Source organism: Arenimonas sp. (assembly GCF_044353605.1).
GTDB lineage: Bacteria > Pseudomonadota > Gammaproteobacteria > Xanthomonadales > Xanthomonadaceae > Arenimonas.
Map to the genome: position 1 here is coordinate 217190 of NZ_JBILBO010000001.1, position 18812 is coordinate 236001.

Consider the following 18812-nt stretch of genomic DNA (forward strand, 5'->3'; position numbering starts at 1 on the left):
GGGGAAATGGGCCCACGGCTCAGTGCCGCGGGGTTTCTGCGTGCAGGCGTTCAATGAAGGCGTCGAGACTCATGACCCCCAGATCCTCCCCCGAACGGGTCCGTACTGCAACCTGTCCGTTCTCCTTCTCGCGGTCGCCGACCACCAGCAGATAGGGTACCCGTTGCAGGGTATGCTCGCGGATTTTATAGCCGATCTTCTCATTACGCAAATCCTTGGCGGCCCGGAAGCCTTTCCCGAGCAAGGCCTGCTGCACGGAATCAACGAAATCGGCCTGGGCATCGGTGATGTTCATGACCACCGCCTGCACCGGTGCCAGCCAGGTCGGCAGGGCGCCGGCATGGCTTTCGATCAGGATACCGATGAAGCGCTCCATGGAGCCGACAATGGCCCGATGCAACATGACCGGATGACGCTTGCTGGAGCTTTCATCGATGTATTCGGCGCCAAGACGTTCGGTCATCATGAAATCGACCTGCATGGTGCCGACCTGCCAGCCGCGGCCGATGGAATCACGCATGTGGTATTCGATCTTCGGACCGTAGAAGGCGCCCTCGCCCGGCAGCTCCTGCCACTGCACGCCGCAGGCGCCCAGCGCGGCACGCAACGCATGCTCGGCTTTGTCCCAGGTGGCATCGGTGCCGAGGCGCTTTTCAGGACGCAGGGCGATTTTCAGGGAAATGTCGGTAAAGCCGAAGTCGGCATACACCGCCATGGCCTGACGGTGGAACGCGGTCACTTCCGATTCAATCTGCTTTTCGGTGCAGAAGATGTGGCCGTCGTCCTGGGTGAAGCTGCGCACGCGCATGATGCCATGCAGGGCGCCGGAAGGCTCATTGCGATGACAGGAACCGAATTCGCCATAGCGGATCGGCAGATCGCGGTAGCTGTGCAGACCGTGGTTGAAAATCTGGACATGTCCGGGACAGTTCATCGGCTTGACCGCGTAGGTGCGCTTTTCCGATTCGGTGAAGAACATGTTTTCTTTGTAGTTGTCCCAGTGCCCGGACTTCTTCCACAGCGACACATCGAGAATCTGCGGGCAACGGACTTCCTGGTAGCCGGAGTCGCGGTACACGCCGCGCATGTACTGCTCAACCACCTGCCAGAGCGCCCAGCCTTTCGGATGCCAGAACACCATGCCCGGTGCTTCTTCCTGCTGGTGGAACAGATCTAGTGCCTTACCGATACGGCGGTGGTCGCGCTTTTCCGCTTCTTCCAGTTGGAACAGATAGGCTTTGAGGTCTTTTTCATTCAACCAGGCGGTACCGTAGATGCGGCTGAGCATGGCGTTGTTGGAGTCACCGCGCCAGTAGGCGCCGGCGACTTTCATCAACTTGATGGCGCGTAGCTTGCCGGTATCCGGCACATGCGGTCCACGGCATAGATCGGTGAACTCGCCCTGCGTGTACAGCGATAAATCCTCGGTGGCCGGAATCGCGGCGATGATTTCCGCCTTGTAGTGCTCGCCGAGACTTTTGAAGTAGGCCACAGCCTCGTCACGGGATTTCACACTGCGAGATACCGCATGCGCTTCCTGGATAATCTTGGCCATTTCGGCTTCGATCTTGGGCAGGTCTTCCGGCGTGAACGGACGCTCGTAGGCAAAATCGTAATAGAAGCCGTTGTCGATGACCGGACCGATGGTGACCTGGGCGCAGGGATACAGACGCTGCACGGCCTGGGCCAGCAAATGCGCGGAAGAATGACGCAGGATGTCCAGCGCATCCGGATGTTTTTCAGTCACGATTTCCAGACTGGCATCGCTGGCGATGGTATAGGCCGTGTCGACCAGCCTGCCATCGACCTTGCCGGCCAAAGCCGCTTTGGCCAGACCGGCGCCAATCGAGGCGGCGACATCATAAACGGAAGGGGGGGTTTCGAACGGCCGCTTGGAGCCGTCAGGAAGCGTAATGGTGATCATAGATTCGCAGGGTGAAGAGTATCGATGGACGCCGAGCGTCCGCTGTCGCGCTCAGCCATGGAGATGACGATGATTCATGGATGTGGACATGTCGCACTCTCGACGCGGGGCGTCACCTGTATTTGTTAAATATAAGTTAGGCTTTTTGCACTGGAAAGTCAATCAGAATCGGGGTTTACGGCAATTCATGGCCCAAAAAACACTGCAAATGCGATGTTTTTCTGAGTCAGAGGAGGTTTTATCAGAATCCATGAACGCTAAGCCCATAATCAGTGAAGGCGCAGCACTATTAAGGAATATAGGTCATTTCCAATCAACCATTTACAGCAGGTTTGGGTCTGATTTAAAGTAAAGCCTATTCATTGAGGTTGCAGCACTATGAGCACTAGCATTCACGACTTTCACGATGATGTGCGCAACGCCGATATCCGGATTTGGGTCAATGGCATCCTCAAACCACGCGCTGAGGCCACAGTTTCGGTATTCGACAGTGGCTTCGTGCTGGGCGATGGCGTTTGGGAGGGATTCCGGGTCCTTGCCGGCCAGCCGGCGTTTCTGGACGCGCATCTCGATCGCCTTTACGAAGGCGCCAAGGCCATCGCCTTGGATATCGGCATGAGCCGGGGCGAAATGAAACAGGCCATCGCCGACACGGTGAAAGCCAACGGCATGCGCGATGAGGTGCATATCCGGCTGATGGTCACCCGCGGCATCAAGCGCACGCCCTATCAGGATCCGCGTGCCTGCATCGGTCAGGCGACCGTGGTCATCATCCCCGAATACAAGACTCCGAAACCGGAAACCCTGCAGGGCGGCTTGAAACTGTTCACCGTGCATGTGCGCCGCGGCTTCCCGGACGTGCAAGATCCGAAGCTCAATTCACACAGCAAACTCAACTGCATCACCGCCTGCATCCAGGCCATCGAAGCCGGTGCCGATGAGGGCCTGATGCTGGACCCACACGGTTTTGTGGCGACCTGCAATTCGACGCATTTCTTCATCGTCCGCAAAGGTGAAGTATGGACTTCGACCGGCGACTACTGCCTCAGCGGCATCACCCGCGCCAATGTCATCGCCCTGTGTCGGCAGAACGGGATTCCATGTTTGGAGAAGAACTTCAGCCTGAGCCAGGCGTATGGCGCCGAGGAAGCCTTCTGCACCGGCACCTTTGCCGGTGTGGTGCCGGTCCGCGAGATCGACGGCAGAAAGATCGGTGACGCCCTGCCCGGCCCGATGGTGCTGCGCCTGCAGCAGCTGTACCGCGAGCTGGTAGAACGCGACGTGACCATGCGCGGCGCCGACCGCCTGGCATGAGCATGCTACGTCTGGATCGCTCACGGCATCCTGCCTCCCGCGACACTTGCGCGTCCATGCGCGTCGCCATGTGGAGCGGTCCGCGCAACATCTCCACGGCGATGATGCGCGCATTCGAGAACCGCAGCGACTGCACGGTGTCCGACGAACCCCTGTATGCCGCATTCCTGAAGCAAACCGGGCTCGACCATCCCGGTGCGGCCGAAGTCATCGCCGATGGCGAATGCGACTGGCGGCGGGTGAGCGAAACGCTGACGGGTCCTGTTCCAGGTGGCAAACCGCTGTGGTACCAGAAGCACATGAGCCATCATCTTTTGCCGGGCATGGATCACGAATGGATTCACGGCCTAAGCAATGCCTTCCTGATCCGGCATCCCAATACCGTAGTGGCGTCTTACATCAAATCACGCGCGGAAATCGCGCCGGAAGACATCGGCCTGCTGCAGGAAGCGGAATTATTCGACGAACTGCGCGAGCGCAGCGGCAACACACCGCCGGTCATCGACTCGACCGAATTTCTGGCCGATCCGCGTGGACATCTACAGGCCCTGTGCGCCCATTTCGGTTTTGCCTTCGAAGACCGCATGCTGCATTGGCCGGCCGGGCCGCGAGACAGCGATGGCATCTGGGCCAAATACTGGTATGACGCGGTCTGGCGCTCGACCGGTTTCGAGACACGGCCGGAACAGTTGCCGGTATTGAGCCGCCGCCATCAGGCCATCGCCGATGCCTGCCTGCCGGCCTATGAGCGCCTGCATGCGTTACGCCTGAAACCCGTGCAATAAAAAAGCCACCTGTGCAGGTGGCTGTTTTGGTGGGCGATACAGGGTTCGAACCTGTGACCCCTACCATGTCAAGGTAGTGCTCTACCGCTGAGCTAATCGCCCGAATCCGGGAAGGACATTATACGACAAAGTCCCGCTTTCCGGCAAATTTCAGCGCAGTAGGGCCTCCTGATTGAGCTTGGCGATGGCATCGCGGCAGGCCGCGGCCTGTTCGAACTCCAGATTCTGGGCGTGTTTGAACATCTTGGCTTCAAGCTCGTTCATGCGTTTGGCCAGTTGCTGGGCGGTCAGCACCGACACGCCTTTTTCCGGAACGGCCGCACCCTGCTCCGGCTCGTTGCGCGCGCCCTCCATCACATCCATGATCTCGCGCTTGATCGAAGTCGGCACGATGCCGTGCAGGCGGTTGTACTCTTCCTGCTTGGCGCGGCGGCGATCGGTTTCGCCGATGGCGGCCTTCATCGAGTCGGTCATGCGGTCGGCATACAGGATGGCCTTGCCGCGCAGATTGCGGGCGGCGCGGCCGATGGTCTGGATCAGCGAGCGGGTCGAGCGCAGGAAGCCTTCCTTGTCGGCATCGAGAATGGCCACCAGTGATACTTCCGGCATATCCAGACCTTCGCGCAACAGGTTGATGCCGACCAGCACATCGAACACGCCAAGACGCAGATCACGGATGATTTCAACGCGTTCGACAGTATCGACATCGGAGTGCAGATAACGCACCTTCACCCCGTGCTCGGCCAGATAGTCGGTCAGGTTCTCGGCCATGCGTTTGGTGAGCGTGGTAATCAATACGCGGTCGCCGAGCTTGACCCGCTCGTGGATTTCCGAGAGCACGTCATCGACCTGCGTAGCTACCGGCCGGATTTCGATCTGCGGATCGACCAGTCCGGTCGGCCGTACCACCAGCTCGACCACCTGCCCCTGTGAATGCTCGAGCTCGTAAGGTCCGGGCGTGGCCGACACATACACGCTGCGCGGCGCGCGGCGCTCCCACTCCTCGAACTTTAAGGGTCGGTTATCGAGCGCGGACGGCAACCGAAAGCCGAAATTGACCAGGGTTTCCTTGCGCGAACGGTCGCCTTTGTACATGGCGCCCAGCTGCGGCACGGTCACATGCGACTCATCGACCACCAACAACGCATCCGGCGGCAGGTAATCGTAAAGGCACGGCGGCGGTTCGCCGGGCATATGGCCGGTCAGGTGCCGTGAATAGTTTTCGATGCCGCTGCAGAAGCCGACCTCGAGCATCATCTCGATATCGAACTGGGTGCGCTGGGCCAAACGCTGCGCTTCGACCAGCTTGTTCTCGCGGTAGAAGTATTCGAGCCGGTCTTTCAGCTCGGCCTTGATGGTTTCGACCGCATCCAGGATGGTCCGGCGCGTGGTCACGTAATGCGATTTCGGATAAAGGGTATAGCGCGGCAGCTTGCGGCGCACCTCGCCGGTCAGCGGATCGAACACCGCGATGTTCTCGATGTCGCCGTCGAACAGTTCGACCCGGATCGCCTCGTAATCGCTCTCGGCCGGATGGATGTCGATGACCTCGCCGCGCACGCGGTAAGTGGCGCGTTTGAGCTCGACATCGTTGCGGGTGTATTGCATCTCGGTCAGGCGGCGGATCAGTTCGCGCTGGTCGATGCGGTCGCCGCGCACCAGATGCAGCACCATGCGGAAGTATTCGTTGGGATCGCCCAAACCGTAGATCGAGGACACCGAGGCCACGATGATGGCATCGCGGCGCTCCAGCAGCGCCTTGGTCGCCGACAGCCGCATCTGCTCGATGTGCTCGTTGATCGAACTGTCCTTATCGATGAAGGTGTCGGAAGCCGGAATGTAGGCTTCGGGCTGGTAATAGTCGTAATAGCTGACGAAATACTCGACCGCGTTGTCCGGGAAGAAACTCTTGAATTCGCCGTACAGCTGCGCGGCCAGGGTTTTGTTCGGTGCCAGCACCAGCGTCGGTTTCTGGATGGTCTGGATGACGTTGGCGATGGTGAAGGTCTTGCCGGAGCCGGTCACGCCCAGCAGTGTCTGCGCGGCGATGCCGGACTCGAAGCCGGCAATCAGCTTTTCGATGGCCTGCGGCTGGTCGCCGGCGGGCGAAAACGGGGAAACCAGACGGAAGGGGGTGTCCATGCAATCTTTTTTCAGGGCCAATTGGGGATTTTCGCACACCCCGCCCCCGCTTTCACCTACTTCCGCGCTTTAGGACCCTGTTCAGACTGGAGTTCCCACCTCCGGAGGTTACCCATGTCCCGTCTTGCCCGCGGTTTTACCCTCGCTGAACTCGTCATCGGATTGGCCACCGCCGGCATCCTGGCCGGCGTGGCCGTGCCGGCCCTGCTTTCCGCCCGCTATGCCGGGGACTCCGCGGCCGTGCAGGCGTCATTGCTGTCGAGTCTGATACAGTCTTCCCACAAGGCGGCACTGCATGGCTCACGCGCCACCCTGTGTCCGAGCTATGACGGCATCCGCTGCAACACCGGTTTCGACTGGAGCAAGGGCTGGATCGCCTTTCTGGACACCAATGCCAACCGCGAGCGTGAGCCGGATGAACGTCTGGTTCTGCGGCAGGCTGAACTGGAGAACGCCCGCCTGATCAGCAGTAGCGGACGGACCCGGATCGTGTTCCAGGGCAATGGCGGCAATGCCGGCAGTAACGTCACCTTCACCCTGTGCGATCGGCGCGGCGCCGACAAGGCCCAGACCCTGGTGGTCAGCAATACCGGCAATCTGCGCCGGGGCGTTCCGGATGAAGAACGCATCGCGCTGGCCTGTGTTTTCTGAACCGGCGCGCCGTGGATATTGACGGAAAGGCCGGTCTGGGCGAAAATAGCCACCTGCCCGAATAGCTCAGCCGGTTAGAGCACTTGACTGTTAATCAGGGGGTCGTTGGTTCGAGTCCAACTTCGGGCGCCAAATGAAAAAAAACCGCCGAAAGGCGGTTTTTTTCATAGCTCAATTGCATTGCATGCATGTTCTTGCTTACTGACATGGATCGGTCCAGACCAGGGTGACTTTTGAATTCGTCAAACTCAAACTATAATTTTTATAAGTACAACTAACCAGTGTCGATTGTGTATCGCTTTCGGTGGTCATGCCAATATTCAGGATTGTGGCAGCAGAAGTAGTCAGACTGATAACGGTCGACTCCGATCCCTTTCCAGGATTGGTGACCGCACCGATGGTTCCACTTGAGGCGGAACTTACGGCGAAGTTTTTACAAACCCGTCGGGCATTTGAGGAATTTGCCGTACCCGATAGGGTGGGCACAGTAATAGGTCCGGCACCATATTTGTTGGTACAGACGACATTGGATAGAGAGTAGGCAACTTTTGCACCTTCGTAGTTATAACTAGTGATGTTGAGCGCGGTAGCTCCCAGGGTGCTTGTGGTGCAGTTATAGGGATTGCCACCGATGGAATAGTTGCAGACCACACTAGGACTGGCGGTGAAGTTTGGATAGGTCGAGGCGCTGGCACCGAAGGTATAATTGGTGACGTTGACCTGATAGGTGCCGCCTGCATTCGGCGGCGTATCGCCTCCGATTGCGAAGATCTGGCTGTCGTTCAAGGTTGTTTCATCGGCATCTATCGTATATGACAGCAGAGCCATGCCAGAATTTGAACTGAAAAAGGAAGAATTGGCAGTCTGGTTGCTGTTGTTGGTTGGATTCGATCCAGGCACAACTTTGCCGCGTACCGGGTCAGTCTGGCTTACGCTATTCTCGAAATCTGCGTTAGTCACCACCAGCTGAGTGCCCGAAGTTGGCGACCAGTTGCTGAGTTCGGTCAAATTAATGGAAGTGAACGGAACATACTTCAGCACGCAGCTTTGCAGGGTGCTGACCGAGGTATTACAGCCTGATTTTGCATCGGTGATCTTATCCAACGCTTCCGGCTCGAGGTAATCGATGAACAGGCCACGACTGTGCAGCCACTTAAAATCATTCGTGCGCTGGATGGAGATGCTGGTCGGGTCGTTGATGCTGTTGCTGGCTTCCAGTGTCTGTATGTCTGATCCGCTTAAAAGCGTGTTGTAGCTGGATGGATTGCCCTGGTTGACAATCCGTGCGCCCAGATAGCTAAGCACCATGTTCTGATAATTGGTAGTAGCTGTGGTCGTCGGCGCATAGGCACCGGTGCTGCCGTCATTGCGGGTACGCAAAAGATTGAAGTAATCGTTATTCATGTCTGCGGCCACGCGGAAGACGCCATCCACGCGGATGAGGCGGCAGGCCTCAACGTAGTCGTCGTTGACACCGGCTACCACCAGGGTCCCGTTGACGATTTTGTAATGCGTATGTGTGACGCGGCGCGGGTCGAATTTCGGTCCGCTGACGCCTGACGGGTCGTGGTGATCACGGCAGCAGGTGTTGCAGTACTGGCTCTGCGGCGGGGCGGCGGTGCCCAAGGTCGCGGCTCCTGCTTTCGGCGTGTAAGTCGCGGCGGTCGGTACGGCGTAGCGGAAGCCGTTCCAATAAGTCGGGCGGTAGCTGGCATCTGTATTGACGGCATTGCCGGTATTGCAGGTGCAGCCGACCACCACCGTTTCGACCCGTGACTGCACCTGGGCCGTATTGTTATTCAGGCCGGCATAGGTCAACACGTCGAAACGGGTTTCGACCACGTGTTGGTTGTTGGTGTTGCCGGTGATTTCGGGCCTGGGGTTGGTGGCTGCGGTTTCGGTGCCGTTGCCCACGGCAATCGGAATCACGCCCTCGGTCAGGCTCGGGTCGTTGATGAGTACCCGCGGATAGCGCGGCTCGGAGGATGCGGTGTTGTTGAGCACCACCTTCGCACCATCGCTCGGAGACACCGCACCGATGGCGTCCTCGATACCGATGCTCTGGGAAGTGCCGGTGGCATCGGTCCAGGTCACCGTGACTGCGACGCGCTTGTATTCATTGTTCGCGGTATACGCCACGCCGCCGGCATTGGTGGCCGGAGTCGCCCCAGTCAGTGTGGTGATGGTAGCGAATGCACCAACGCTGGGTTGGTAGCCGAAACGCGTGACCGTCCAGGTTCGGGTATAACTCACGGTACTTTCGGTCGCGGTGTCGTTGCCGGAGGTCAATGCCTGGTAACCGGCGAGCGTCTGGAACGAGCGCAGATCCTCGACTTTGTCCTTAGCCAGCTGCAGGGCGACGGTCTGTGCCTTGGTTTCCGCGGACGAACGGATGATGCTGGTCTGTAGGGCAGCCAATGCCATCAGGCCGAAACCGAGCACAACCACGGCGATCAAGACCTCGATCATGCTGAAGCCCCGTACTTTCCGATTCCTAGGATAATTTTTCATAGTGTTATCCTCAGAAACCTTCGGTGGCATCGAGCCAACTGCCCGGGACACGTGCGAATTTGGCATTAGCTGGCAGAGTATTCGGATCGGAGTTGATGGCGGTGTTGTCGTAGATGATGTCGATGGTGCCGGCGATGTCAATATTGCCCTCGACCACCAATGAACCGATGATTTGGGAATTACCCGTTCCCTTGAATTCTGCCGTGTTGGTGTTACTGCGCACGAATAGCATGCCGAAGAAATCAGTATTATTGACCTTGGCTTCGCCTTCAAGCACAACGATGGCCGGATTATTTGGCGAACCGACCTTTTGGGGAAGGTCGCAGGTTCCCTTGATATAGTAAAGACCGGATGCGGCAGCACCCAGCGTATTCAACGTGGCGCAGCTGATCACCTGAGCACCCAGTTCTTCTTCAAGAACATAGGATGCACAGTTGGTGATACCATTGGCGCCGCAGTTGGATTTTACGACTCCCGCTCCTTCATCGACAACAATACCGGTATTGAAAACCCATTCGAACAGGGAGTCGTCGGTGCTAACGCTCAAATCGCTTTTATTGTTGCCGTTGCAGTCCAGCCCGGGAAAAAAGGTGATATCTGGAAGGGCGCCATGACCGCCGTCGATATCGAGAATGTCAATTCCTTCTTTTTTGATGCCTTGGGAATGACCGGACAGGAAGTTATTGGTGGAACTACTGATTGCCGGGCAAGCGCAGGCATTGTTGACGTCGACGCAGGTCGTTTTCAAATCCGATGCCGGGGTGTTTTTCAGATACTCCCCGAGATAGCAGGTCGATACGCTACCGAGGCCCCCCGAACCCCCTGAAGACGCAGTAATCTCTCTGGTACAGACATAACTCCAGGTCCCAACCGGTGCGTCATTGAAGAAATCGCAGTCACTAAATGAAAAGCCTTGTGCATTTGCAGCGTCGATTGCATCCCTTTGATTCGGGAACCCGGAATCGGATATGGTTTCTGATCGATTAGGCATATTTGTACAGACATTATTGGCAACGCCGTCGAAATCAACATCGTTGGGTGACCAAATCGATACCGGAACACCATAGCCTGCAGCATTGGCATTGGTCACAATCTGCGCATTACCCAATCCCTTCACGAACCCAGAGGCGATGATCGGCACAGAGGAGGACTGGCTGGCCTCGGTATAAGATGCCCAGGTTTCCTTGATGACGGCGGTACTGCCTTCATTGGTAAGGGTGGCCTGGGAGATGAAGGTAATGGCAATGCGGTTGCCGCGCGCTGGATTTTGGGTGCAGGCTGGCGTTACCAACGAGGAATCGATGCGGCAGAGCACCGCCTGCACATTCACCACAGAGGGAAACGCCGCAGTTCCACCAACATTGCCAACCGCGCCATAGGGCAGATAGGTGGTTGCCAGAGACGCGCCAGTGCCGTCAGTGGTGAAAAACCAAAGCTGGTTGCGGCGCGTGGCATTCGGCTCGGAACGGCACGGATGCACCCGGCCGCCGATAGTCGCGGTGTTTGTGACGCCATTGCAGCTGACCCAGCCATTTCCGCCGGCAGTGGTATCCAGCCAGCCATTGGCGGCATTACTGATGATCAAGGCCCGACTGGCCTTGATGTATTCGCCAGCCATGTTGATGCCGGTTTCAGCAGCCTGCTCCGCGATGCGTGCCCGGTTTTCATTGACCGCCGTGCGCTGCTCAAAAAAGCCGACACTGGTCGAAAACAGGACCACTACACTGAGAATCAACAGTAACAACATGGTGATGGCAAGCGTTGAAATGCCGCGCTGGCGGCGGCGCCCATTAAAGTGAGTCATCGTCATTTCCATAAGATTCTCTTTAGGTTCCGGTCGGTGCCAGCGCGCAGTTCGCCGATGCTTCCAAGCAGTCCGCACGTACCCGGACGCCGCTGCTGATGCCGCGAGTAACCGTGCCATCGGCCGACTGACGTAATTGCCCATCCAGACCGATACCAATCTCGCGGATAGTCATCGGCGTGGAGGTGGCGGTACCGGCCTGAACGATGTAGCCACTGGTGTCCAAGCTGAAATTGGTGATATTGATGACACGGGGATCGGTCAATGCACACCAACCGGAAGCTGCGTTGCAGGTCGCCGGATAGTTGGTATAAGTGGGCGCACCGCCGTTACAGGCCGGGCTCAGCCCTGCCGCGCTTTCACCAATTTCAAGCACGCCCACGGTCTGACCATCGACGGTGCGGAAGGCTAGGCGTAGCGCACGGATTTCGCCTCGCGCCCGCTCAACAACGCCAGGCGTGCCGCCGGTGCGGTCGTAAGCATAAATGACGCAGCCATCATTGGCGGTACCATCACCGTCGGCATCGTCATCTACGAAAATGCGGGAAAAAGGAGATATTACCAACGCATTCAGGGTCGAGGCCGCCGTGTAGCGGTTCATGTTCTCGTCGTAACCGGCGCGGCGAAGCTCGCGGGAGATGAAATCCATCGAGTTGCGGAGCTCTTGGCTCAAACGGGTGGACTGCACGTATTCGGAATTGGCGGTCAGGCTGGACAGGGTGAACGCCAGCACAGCCGTAACGACGATCAGGCCGATAGCCAAAGAAATCATCAATTCAACCAGACTAAAGCCCTGTGATTGTCGTTGATAGGCGGCCATGGCGTCCTCAGTTGCAGCGTCGGTTGGTGTATTGCGGCATATCACTGGCTGCGTCTGGCTCGCAGGCCACGGCGCGCCCGAACAGATCGATATTCACTCGCAGGCGGTAGTCGGTGCTGCCGGCAGGACTGGCCAACTCCCAATAACCGGCACTGGTCGGCAGGGCCAGCCCGCCACGCTTAGGATCGATGACCACCACCCCATTTTTACTTTTTCCGATCTGGTCGCTAGGCGTTCCTGAATATCGAATTCCCTTCCATTCAGCCTGATCGACCGGATAGCGTCCGACATCACAGAAATTGGTGTTACCGGGATTGGTCTCAAAACAATTGCACTGACTATTATCGGCAGCTGTATTGGTGACCGCTGCGCCCATACAATACTGGGTATTGTTGGTGCTCATCGACACTTTGACCAGAGAATTCCGCTTGAGGGATTCAAAACGGGCATTGGCCCAGAAGCTAACGATTTGATCGGTCGCTCCACGCAAAGCGCCGCGTTGCCGAAATTCATTGAAGGACGGCACGGCGGCCATAAGAATGATCGACAGCAGAGCGATGGTGACCATCAGCTCAATCAGGGAGAATCCCCGTATGGAAGGCTTGTTTTTGGACACGCTGAACTCCCATCCCATGACAGAGCCTACTATGGCCCCTGATTCCGGGCATGGCAACGGACAAGCCGATGAACGGTAGCTTTTCCCGATGAGCGAAGCCGTCTGCATTGCATTCAGCGCCGGAAATTGGCATCCTTAGGACACATCCGGCGGGAGCAGCACATGCGCAGCAAAGGTTTTACCCTCATCGAGCTCTTGGTCACTCTGGTAATCGTCGGCATTCTGGCCATCATCGCCATTCCCAGTTTCACCGAACAGGTCGCCAAAAGCCGGCGCTCGGAAGCGATGCGCGGCCTCGGCGATCTGCAGTTACGCCAGGAACGCTGGCGGGCCAGCAACACCAGCTACGGAACCTACGCCAATCTGGGCAGTCCTACCGTTCCGAACTATACCTTGACCATCACGGGAATATCCGCCACCGGTTATACGCTCACGGCTACACGTGCCAACGCGCAGTCCAGTGACCGCTGCGGCAATTACGTGCTTACGGTGGCCGCTGGTGTCGCTACTAAATCCCTGTCGGACGGAAGCAACGCCAGCAACTGCAACTGGCCTTAACGGATAACCTTGTAACAGGGGTGGTAAACGCCGGAAATCTTCATCCGGCGTTGCTCGACGAAGGATTCCAGCAATTCGTCCATGGCCTGCATGATGTCGGCATCCCCGGAAATGGAGAACGGTCCGCGCTCCTCAATGGCCCGCATTGCCGGCTCTTTGACGTTACCGGCCACGATGCCGGAAAACGCCCGACGCAGATTGGCCGCCAGCTCATGCAGCGGTTGATTCCGGTGTAGCTTGAGCGCTGCCATGGCTTCATGGGTTGGCTCGAACGGCTTCTGAAAATCCAAGGGTACGTTCAGCGACCAATTGAAGAAGAAGGAATCCTTTTCCTTGATACGCTGCTCGCGCACCAGATGGATGCCGCGGCTCATCAGCTTGCCGACGCGCTCGGCATCGTCGACCACGATGGTGTAATGCGCGGCCGCGAGATCGCCGAGGGTCAGCTTGATGAAACGGTCGATGTGCTCGAAATAGGCAGCAGACGCGCGCGGCCCCGTCAGCACCAGAGGCATGCGGATATCGCTGTTGTCAGGATGCAATAGCAGACCAAGCAGATACAGGATTTCTTCAGCAGTGCCGACGCCGCCCGGGAAAGCGATGATGCCATGACCCAGGCGCACGAAGGCTTCCAGGCGCTTTTCGATGTCGGGCATGATCACCAATTCGTTGACAATCGGATTCGGCGACTCGGCGGCGATGATGCCCGGCTCGGTAATGCCGATGTAGCGGTTGTGGATGCGGCGTTGCTTGGCATGCGCAATGGTCGCCCCCTTCATCGGCCCCTTCATCGCGCCCGGGCCGCAGCCGGTGCAGATGTCGAGCGCACGAAGACCCAATTCGTAACCGACTTTCTTGGTGTACATGTATTCTTCGCGGCCGATGGAATGGCCGCCCCAGCACACCACCAGATTCGGATCGGTGTTCGGATGCAGCACCGAGGCGTTGCGCAGGATCTCGAACACGGCGCTGGTGATTCCGGCATTGGTTTCCAGGTTGAATTTGCCACTGGTCCGGATTTCACTGGAGTTATAGGCGATGTCGCGCACGACGGTGAACAGCAGATCGGTCACGCCGCGGATGAGAGTGCCGTCAACAAACGCTGTGGCCGGTGCATTCTGTAAATCGAGGCGGATACCGCGGTCGAGTTGCAGGACCTCAATGTCGAAATCCGGATAGCGGACCTGGGCCGCGCGCGGGTCATCCGACTCGGTGCCGGTGGTCAACACCGCCAGAGCACATCGGCGCAGGGTTTCATGCAAACCGCCTTGGCTGATGTCGCGCAGACGGGTCAGCTCTTCACGCGAGAGCACGTCCATGCCGGAGGGTGAATCATTGAAGCGGCGCTGTGGCGGAAAAATCTGGGTACTGATGGTGGGGCTTTCTTTGTTCATTGCATTCAATTGTCGTGTGATGGCTTCAGCATAAGGCTTTGCCGGTCTTTAGGCAAAAAAAACCGGCCTTTCGGCCGGTTTTTAGGGGTAAAACGTGGATCAGAATTCGTACTTCAGAGTGACTTGCGCCGCCCACTGCGACTCGCCGGAGTTCTGGCGGGTGACGAAATCTTCGATGCGGCCATTCACGCCGTAGATGTAACGGCCGTTGGCATCCAGACCCATGTAGTCGACGAAGCTGCGCGACAGACCGCCGGCAGAGCTGAACGCGATTTCATCGATATGGCCCCAATCTTTGTTCAGCAGGTTACCGAAGTTCAGGATGTCGAAAATCAGCGTGGCCTTGTTGCCTTTGAAGAAGCCCGGCAGTTCCTGGCTGATGCGCACGTCGAAGGTGTTGGTCCACGGCGCGAACGAGGAGTTGCGGGAAACCGCACCACCAGCGAACTGCTCGAGGCCTTGGGCTTGAACAACCGACCAGAAGAAGGCTTCAGCATCGGTAGCGCTGACGCCAGTGGGTCCTTGGAACACCACTTCGCCCGAACCCGGAGCGGTCGGGATGTACATCAGGTCGTTGTTATTACCGTCACCGTTCAGATCGTTGTTGTAGATCCAGCTGTAGGGCTTGCCTTTGCGACCTTCATAGAACACGCCAAAACGCGTCGCATAATCACCAAAGAAGTTATGTTTCCAGTTCAGCGAACCGGTGAAACGGTCCTTGACCAGATAGGCCGAGTTGGCAGCCACTTCTTCGTTGGCGTTGAAGACGGAGACCGAGTTCCAGTTGGAGTTGGACACCGACGAGGTCAGCGGGCTGACTTCGGTGGCGTTGGTGGTGGTGAAGCCCAGGCTCCAATCCAGCTGTTCGAAAGCACGGCCCGAGAAGGCCACGGTGAAGGCACCGCCGCCGCCTTTGCCAGTGCGTTCAGCCAACAGCACGTTGTTGAAGCTGCGGTTGCTCAGAGCACGGGTACGCGACTGACCCGACGGGGCGCCGCAGGCACCGCTGGTGCTGGTGACCAGAGAGCCAGAACCACTATAGCTGTAGCAGCTGGCACTGTAGCCGACCGGATGATAGAACAGGTCGCGGCCGTCGTTACCCTGACGGGTGGCTTGACCCAGGTTCAGGTGCTTGTAGTAAATGCCGTCTTCAACGATGGTGCGCACGTATTCCAGCGACATGACCACGCCACCGGCGAGCTCTTTCTCGAAAGCCAGATTGGCTTTCCAGACCGACGGTTGTTCCAGATTGGCCGACAGGAAGTCAACGTTCGGGGCCGGGGGGCTGCCAGCGATGCCTGGCTGGTTGCTCGGATCCGGATCAAAGAAACCATCGGTGCGCGGGCAGGCCGAAGAGCCGGTACCCGAACAGCTGATGATGCCGGTGGTGATACCGGTGTTGGAATACGGATTGGACAGCCAGACGTTGGCGGCTGCGCCCTCGAACAGACCGAAACCGCCGCGGACTTGCATCGGTTTTTCGCTATCGAAGGTGTAGTTGAAGCCAACGCGCGGCTGGAACAGGCTATTGCCGTCCAGCGTATTGGTGTTGTCATAGCCGAAACCGCCGGTAGCGCGGGTGGTGGTACCCGTACCCGGAGTGGTCTGACCGGTGACAAAGCCGTTCACGGCAGCAGCTGCGGCAGCGGCGTTGAATTCCGGGCTGACGCCCATGGATTTACGGTCAATACGCACGCCGTAGCTCAGGGTCAGATTGGTGTTGACCGCCCAGGTATCCTGAAGGAACAGACCGAGGTTCTGGTAATCCCAGTTGGCGACGCCGTCATTCAAATCAAAGCCGTTGATGCCAACCTGCACGGCATAGCTTGCCGGACGACCGCGACTGAAGTTTTCCAACATGGCGGCGGTGTACTGCGCGCGGGTCAGCGCGCTGCAGCTGAAGTTGCCTAGACCGGTCAGGGTCGGATCGGCATAAACCACCGTGGCGCTGGCATTGATACAGTCGAAGGTGTAGTTGCCGCGGGTATCCTGCAGGAAGGCGTTGTAGACCTTGTTGTCGTCATAGTCGAAACCGAACTTCAGCTCATGGTCGCCCAGGAACCAGTTGGCACCACCGTAGTAGTTCCAGGTTTCGGTCGCCAGATCGTTGAAGTGGCGGCTGCGCTCGGTACCGGCCAGCAGGCCGGCGGAGGTGCCGGTCACGCCCGGAACGGCGCCCGAGAAGTTCAAACGGATCTGCGGCAGATTGGAGTTGTTGACCGGCTCACTGGCGTAGTCGCGGTAGGACACTTTGAATTCGGTCGAGAAGTTATCGCTCCAATCGGAGAAGAACTGACCGACCCAGGTTTCGATGCTCTTGGACTGGGTATACCAGTGCGAATCCAGCGACATGGCCAAGCCGCCACTGGTGAAGTTGCTCGGATACAAGGGCTCGTCCTGCTCGGTCTTACTCCAACGCAGGCTGGCGCGGTGATTATCGCCGATGTTGGCATCCAACTTGATCAGGGCATCTTTGACTTTCAATTCGGCAGCGGCGGCATCAGCATTACCGATATCGATACCCCAAACGTTGCTGGCGATGTTCTGCGCGGCGGTGATGTCGGCGTTGGTGATTGGCACATTGAAACGGTCGCTTCCGGCCGGGCCGGCGGCCGGACCGCCGCGGGTGCTGGTCAGCTCTTCATAAGCGGCGAAGAAGAACAGGTTGTCCTTGATGATCGGACCGCCCAAGGTGAAGCCGATGGTTTCTTCTTTGAAATCCGGCGGCGCGGAATAGGTATCGGCACTGCGGTTGTAACGGTCACCGGCCATGGAGTCCGAACGGTACACGTAGGACAGCGAACCGTGGAAGTCGTTGGTACCGGACTTGGTCACGGCGTTGATGTTGGCACCGGTGTAACCCTTCTGGGTCACGTCGTAGTTCGAGATATTGATCTGCACCGATTCAATGGCATCGATGGAAATCGGCTGCTTGGCGGTCGGCAGGTTGTTGGATTCCAGACCGAAGGTGTCATTGGTGGCGACCGAGTCGATGGTGATCGAGTTGAAGCGGGAGTTCTGGCCGCCGACCGAGATTTCACCGCGCTCTTTGTCGGTTTGCGACAGGCGCGGATCGAGACGGGCGTAATCCTGCAGGTTGCGTTGGATGGAGGCGAAGGACTTCAGCTGTTCCGGACTGATATTGGTACCGGCACCCATATTGGTGGCGCTGAACACTTCCGAACCGGCCGCGACGCCGGTCACGGTCACCGAATCGAGAACCTTCTGGCCCAGAGAGGCATCCAACGATTTGGTTTCGGCCAGCTGCAGATAGACGTTATCGCGGGTTTCGATGACGCCGTCTTTGGTGATGGTCACCGTGTACGGACCGCCGACGCGCAGACCGCGCGAGGAGTAACGACCCTCAGAATCAGTGACGGCCGAACTCACGGAACCGGATTGGTTATGCTTGATTGACACCGTGGCGCCGGCGACCGGCTTACCGTCAGTGCTGGTGATGCGGCCGCCGATGGCAGACGAGGTGTTCTGTGCCATGACCGGAGCAGTCAGTGCGACTGCAAGCGCCATGGAAAGCTGCGAAATTCGGATGCGTTTGGAAGAATTCATGATGAGATGACCTATTGTGAGGTTGAGGAGTCGAACGGTGACCGCCTGAAAAGGTGAAGCCCTGCTGAACTACGGCGAAATTTTACCACCTAATGTTGATTTTATGTATGTTTGATGACAGAAAGATGACTTAGGCCGGGCTGTTCAGGTAGGCCTGAATGCCGTCCATGAGCATCTGAACCGAAATGGCCACCAAGAGCATGCCCATCAGGCGCTCCAGGGCCACCAAAACGCGGTTTCCGAGGATTTTGTAGAGGTAGGTGGACGAAAACAGGATGACCGCGGTGCCGAACCAGGCGATGGCCAGAGCCATGGTCCAATCCCCCATCCGACTGGGGTCCTGGCTGCCAAACAGCATGACGGCGGCCATGCCGGACGGACCAGCCACCAAAGGAATGGCCATCGGCACGATGAAGGGCTCGCCGACCTCGCCGTCCCCGAACATGCCCTCGGGGCTCGGGAAAATCATTTTCAGGCCGATCAGGAACAGGATGATGCCGCCGGCGATGGACACCGACTCCTGACGCAGATGCATGGCTTCCAACACATATTTGCCGCCCCAGAGAAAGCCGAGCAGCACGAAAAAAGCGATCAGCAACTCACGGATCAGCACAATACGCTGACGTTGCTTCGACAAGGGCTTGAGCAGGCTCAGAAAAACCGGAATATTGCCCAACGGGTCCATGATCAGGAACAGCAGCAGCGCAGCAGAAACCATTTCCATCA

Annotated in this window: 12 protein-coding genes, 2 tRNA genes and 1 pseudogene; 5 read left to right on the forward strand and 10 right to left on the reverse strand. The window is 58.0% G+C overall.

All coding sequences use genetic code 11. The annotated features are described in order from the left end of the window. Positions 1 to 19: 19 nt before the first annotated feature. Complete coding sequence (gene thrS, locus ACIQ1A_RS01115; RefSeq protein ID WP_395769234.1) at positions 20 to 1924, reverse strand: threonine--tRNA ligase; 1905 nt, start codon at positions 1922 to 1924, stop codon at positions 20 to 22. A 378-nt stretch (positions 1925 to 2302) separates the two neighbouring features. On the opposite strand from thrS, the gene ACIQ1A_RS01120 reads away from it, so the two are divergent. Beyond that, a complete protein-coding gene (locus tag ACIQ1A_RS01120; protein ID WP_395769235.1) occupies positions 2303 to 3238 on the forward strand; it encodes an aminotransferase class IV in 936 nt (311 codons plus the stop codon). Then, positions 3235 to 4023 (forward strand): hypothetical protein, encoded by a 789-nt coding sequence (locus tag ACIQ1A_RS01125; RefSeq protein ID WP_395769236.1) that lies wholly within the window; start codon positions 3235 to 3237, stop codon positions 4021 to 4023. Before ACIQ1A_RS01120 ends, ACIQ1A_RS01125 begins: the two co-directional genes overlap by 4 nt. A gap of 27 nt (positions 4024 to 4050) precedes the next feature. On the opposite strand, the gene ACIQ1A_RS01130 is transcribed toward ACIQ1A_RS01125, so the two are convergent. After that, positions 4051 to 4125 (reverse strand) — tRNA-Val (locus ACIQ1A_RS01130). A gap of 48 nt (positions 4126 to 4173) precedes the next feature. Then, a complete protein-coding gene (gene uvrB / locus ACIQ1A_RS01135) occupies positions 4174 to 6165 on the reverse strand; it encodes an excinuclease ABC subunit UvrB (RefSeq protein WP_395769237.1) in 1992 nt (663 codons plus the stop codon). 114 nt (positions 6166 to 6279) lie between these two features. Between uvrB and ACIQ1A_RS01140 the strand changes: the two genes are divergently transcribed. Together ACIQ1A_RS01140 and ACIQ1A_RS01145 are read left to right on the forward strand one after the other, a co-directional pair. Continuing rightward, a complete protein-coding gene (locus tag ACIQ1A_RS01140; protein WP_395769238.1) occupies positions 6280 to 6816 on the forward strand; it encodes a GspH/FimT family protein in 537 nt (178 codons plus the stop codon). A gap of 55 nt (positions 6817 to 6871) precedes the next feature. Further along, positions 6872 to 6948, forward strand: a tRNA-Asn gene (locus ACIQ1A_RS01145). A 66-nt stretch (positions 6949 to 7014) separates the two neighbouring features. On the opposite strand, the gene pilV is transcribed toward ACIQ1A_RS01145, so the two are convergent. From pilV to ACIQ1A_RS01165, 4 genes are read right to left on the reverse strand one after another with little or no spacing between them, the layout of a single operon-like run. Continuing rightward, complete coding sequence (pilV, locus tag ACIQ1A_RS01150) at positions 7015 to 9393, reverse strand: type IV pilus modification protein PilV (protein ID WP_395769239.1); 2379 nt, start codon at positions 9391 to 9393, stop codon at positions 7015 to 7017. Further along, positions 9338 to 11143 carry a PilX N-terminal domain-containing pilus assembly protein gene (locus ACIQ1A_RS01155; protein ID WP_395769240.1) on the reverse strand — a complete coding sequence of 602 codons (1806 nt, stop codon included), beginning with the start codon at positions 11141 to 11143 and terminating at the stop codon, positions 9338 to 9340. The genes pilV and ACIQ1A_RS01155 overlap by 56 nt, the downstream gene beginning before the upstream one ends. 10 nt (positions 11144 to 11153) lie before the next feature. Continuing rightward, positions 11154 to 11951, reverse strand: a complete 798-nt coding sequence (locus tag ACIQ1A_RS01160) for a PilW family protein (protein ID WP_395769241.1) — start codon at positions 11949 to 11951, stop codon at positions 11154 to 11156. 7 nt (positions 11952 to 11958) lie between these two features. After that, a complete protein-coding gene (locus ACIQ1A_RS01165) occupies positions 11959 to 12567 on the reverse strand; it encodes a Tfp pilus assembly protein FimT/FimU (protein WP_395769242.1) in 609 nt (202 codons plus the stop codon). A 162-nt stretch (positions 12568 to 12729) separates the two neighbouring features. Here ACIQ1A_RS01165 and ACIQ1A_RS01170 point away from each other — a divergent pair, with 162 nt between their 5' ends. Continuing rightward, positions 12730 to 13125, forward strand: a complete 396-nt coding sequence (locus ACIQ1A_RS01170; RefSeq protein ID WP_395769243.1) for a type IV pilin protein — start codon at positions 12730 to 12732, stop codon at positions 13123 to 13125. Here ACIQ1A_RS01170 and ppnN read toward each other — a convergent pair. The 3 genes and pseudogenes from ppnN to ACIQ1A_RS01185 form a co-directional block, all read right to left on the reverse strand. Continuing rightward, a pseudogene (gene ppnN, locus ACIQ1A_RS01175) lies at positions 13122 to 14447 on the reverse strand (nucleotide 5'-monophosphate nucleosidase PpnN); the annotation flags it as partial. The gene ACIQ1A_RS01170 and the pseudogene ppnN sit on opposite strands and share 4 nt — an antisense overlap. Before the next feature lie 171 nt (positions 14448 to 14618). Further along, positions 14619 to 18086, reverse strand: coding sequence for a carboxypeptidase regulatory-like domain-containing protein (locus ACIQ1A_RS01180; RefSeq protein WP_395769244.1), 3468 nt, complete (start codon positions 18084 to 18086; stop codon positions 14619 to 14621). A gap of 130 nt (positions 18087 to 18216) precedes the next feature. After that, the gene (locus ACIQ1A_RS01185; protein WP_395769245.1) at positions 18217 to 18810 is read right to left on the reverse strand and encodes a YhgN family NAAT transporter; all 594 of its coding nucleotides are present in this window, start codon (positions 18808 to 18810) and stop codon (positions 18217 to 18219) included. Positions 18811 to 18812 lie beyond the last annotated feature (2 nt).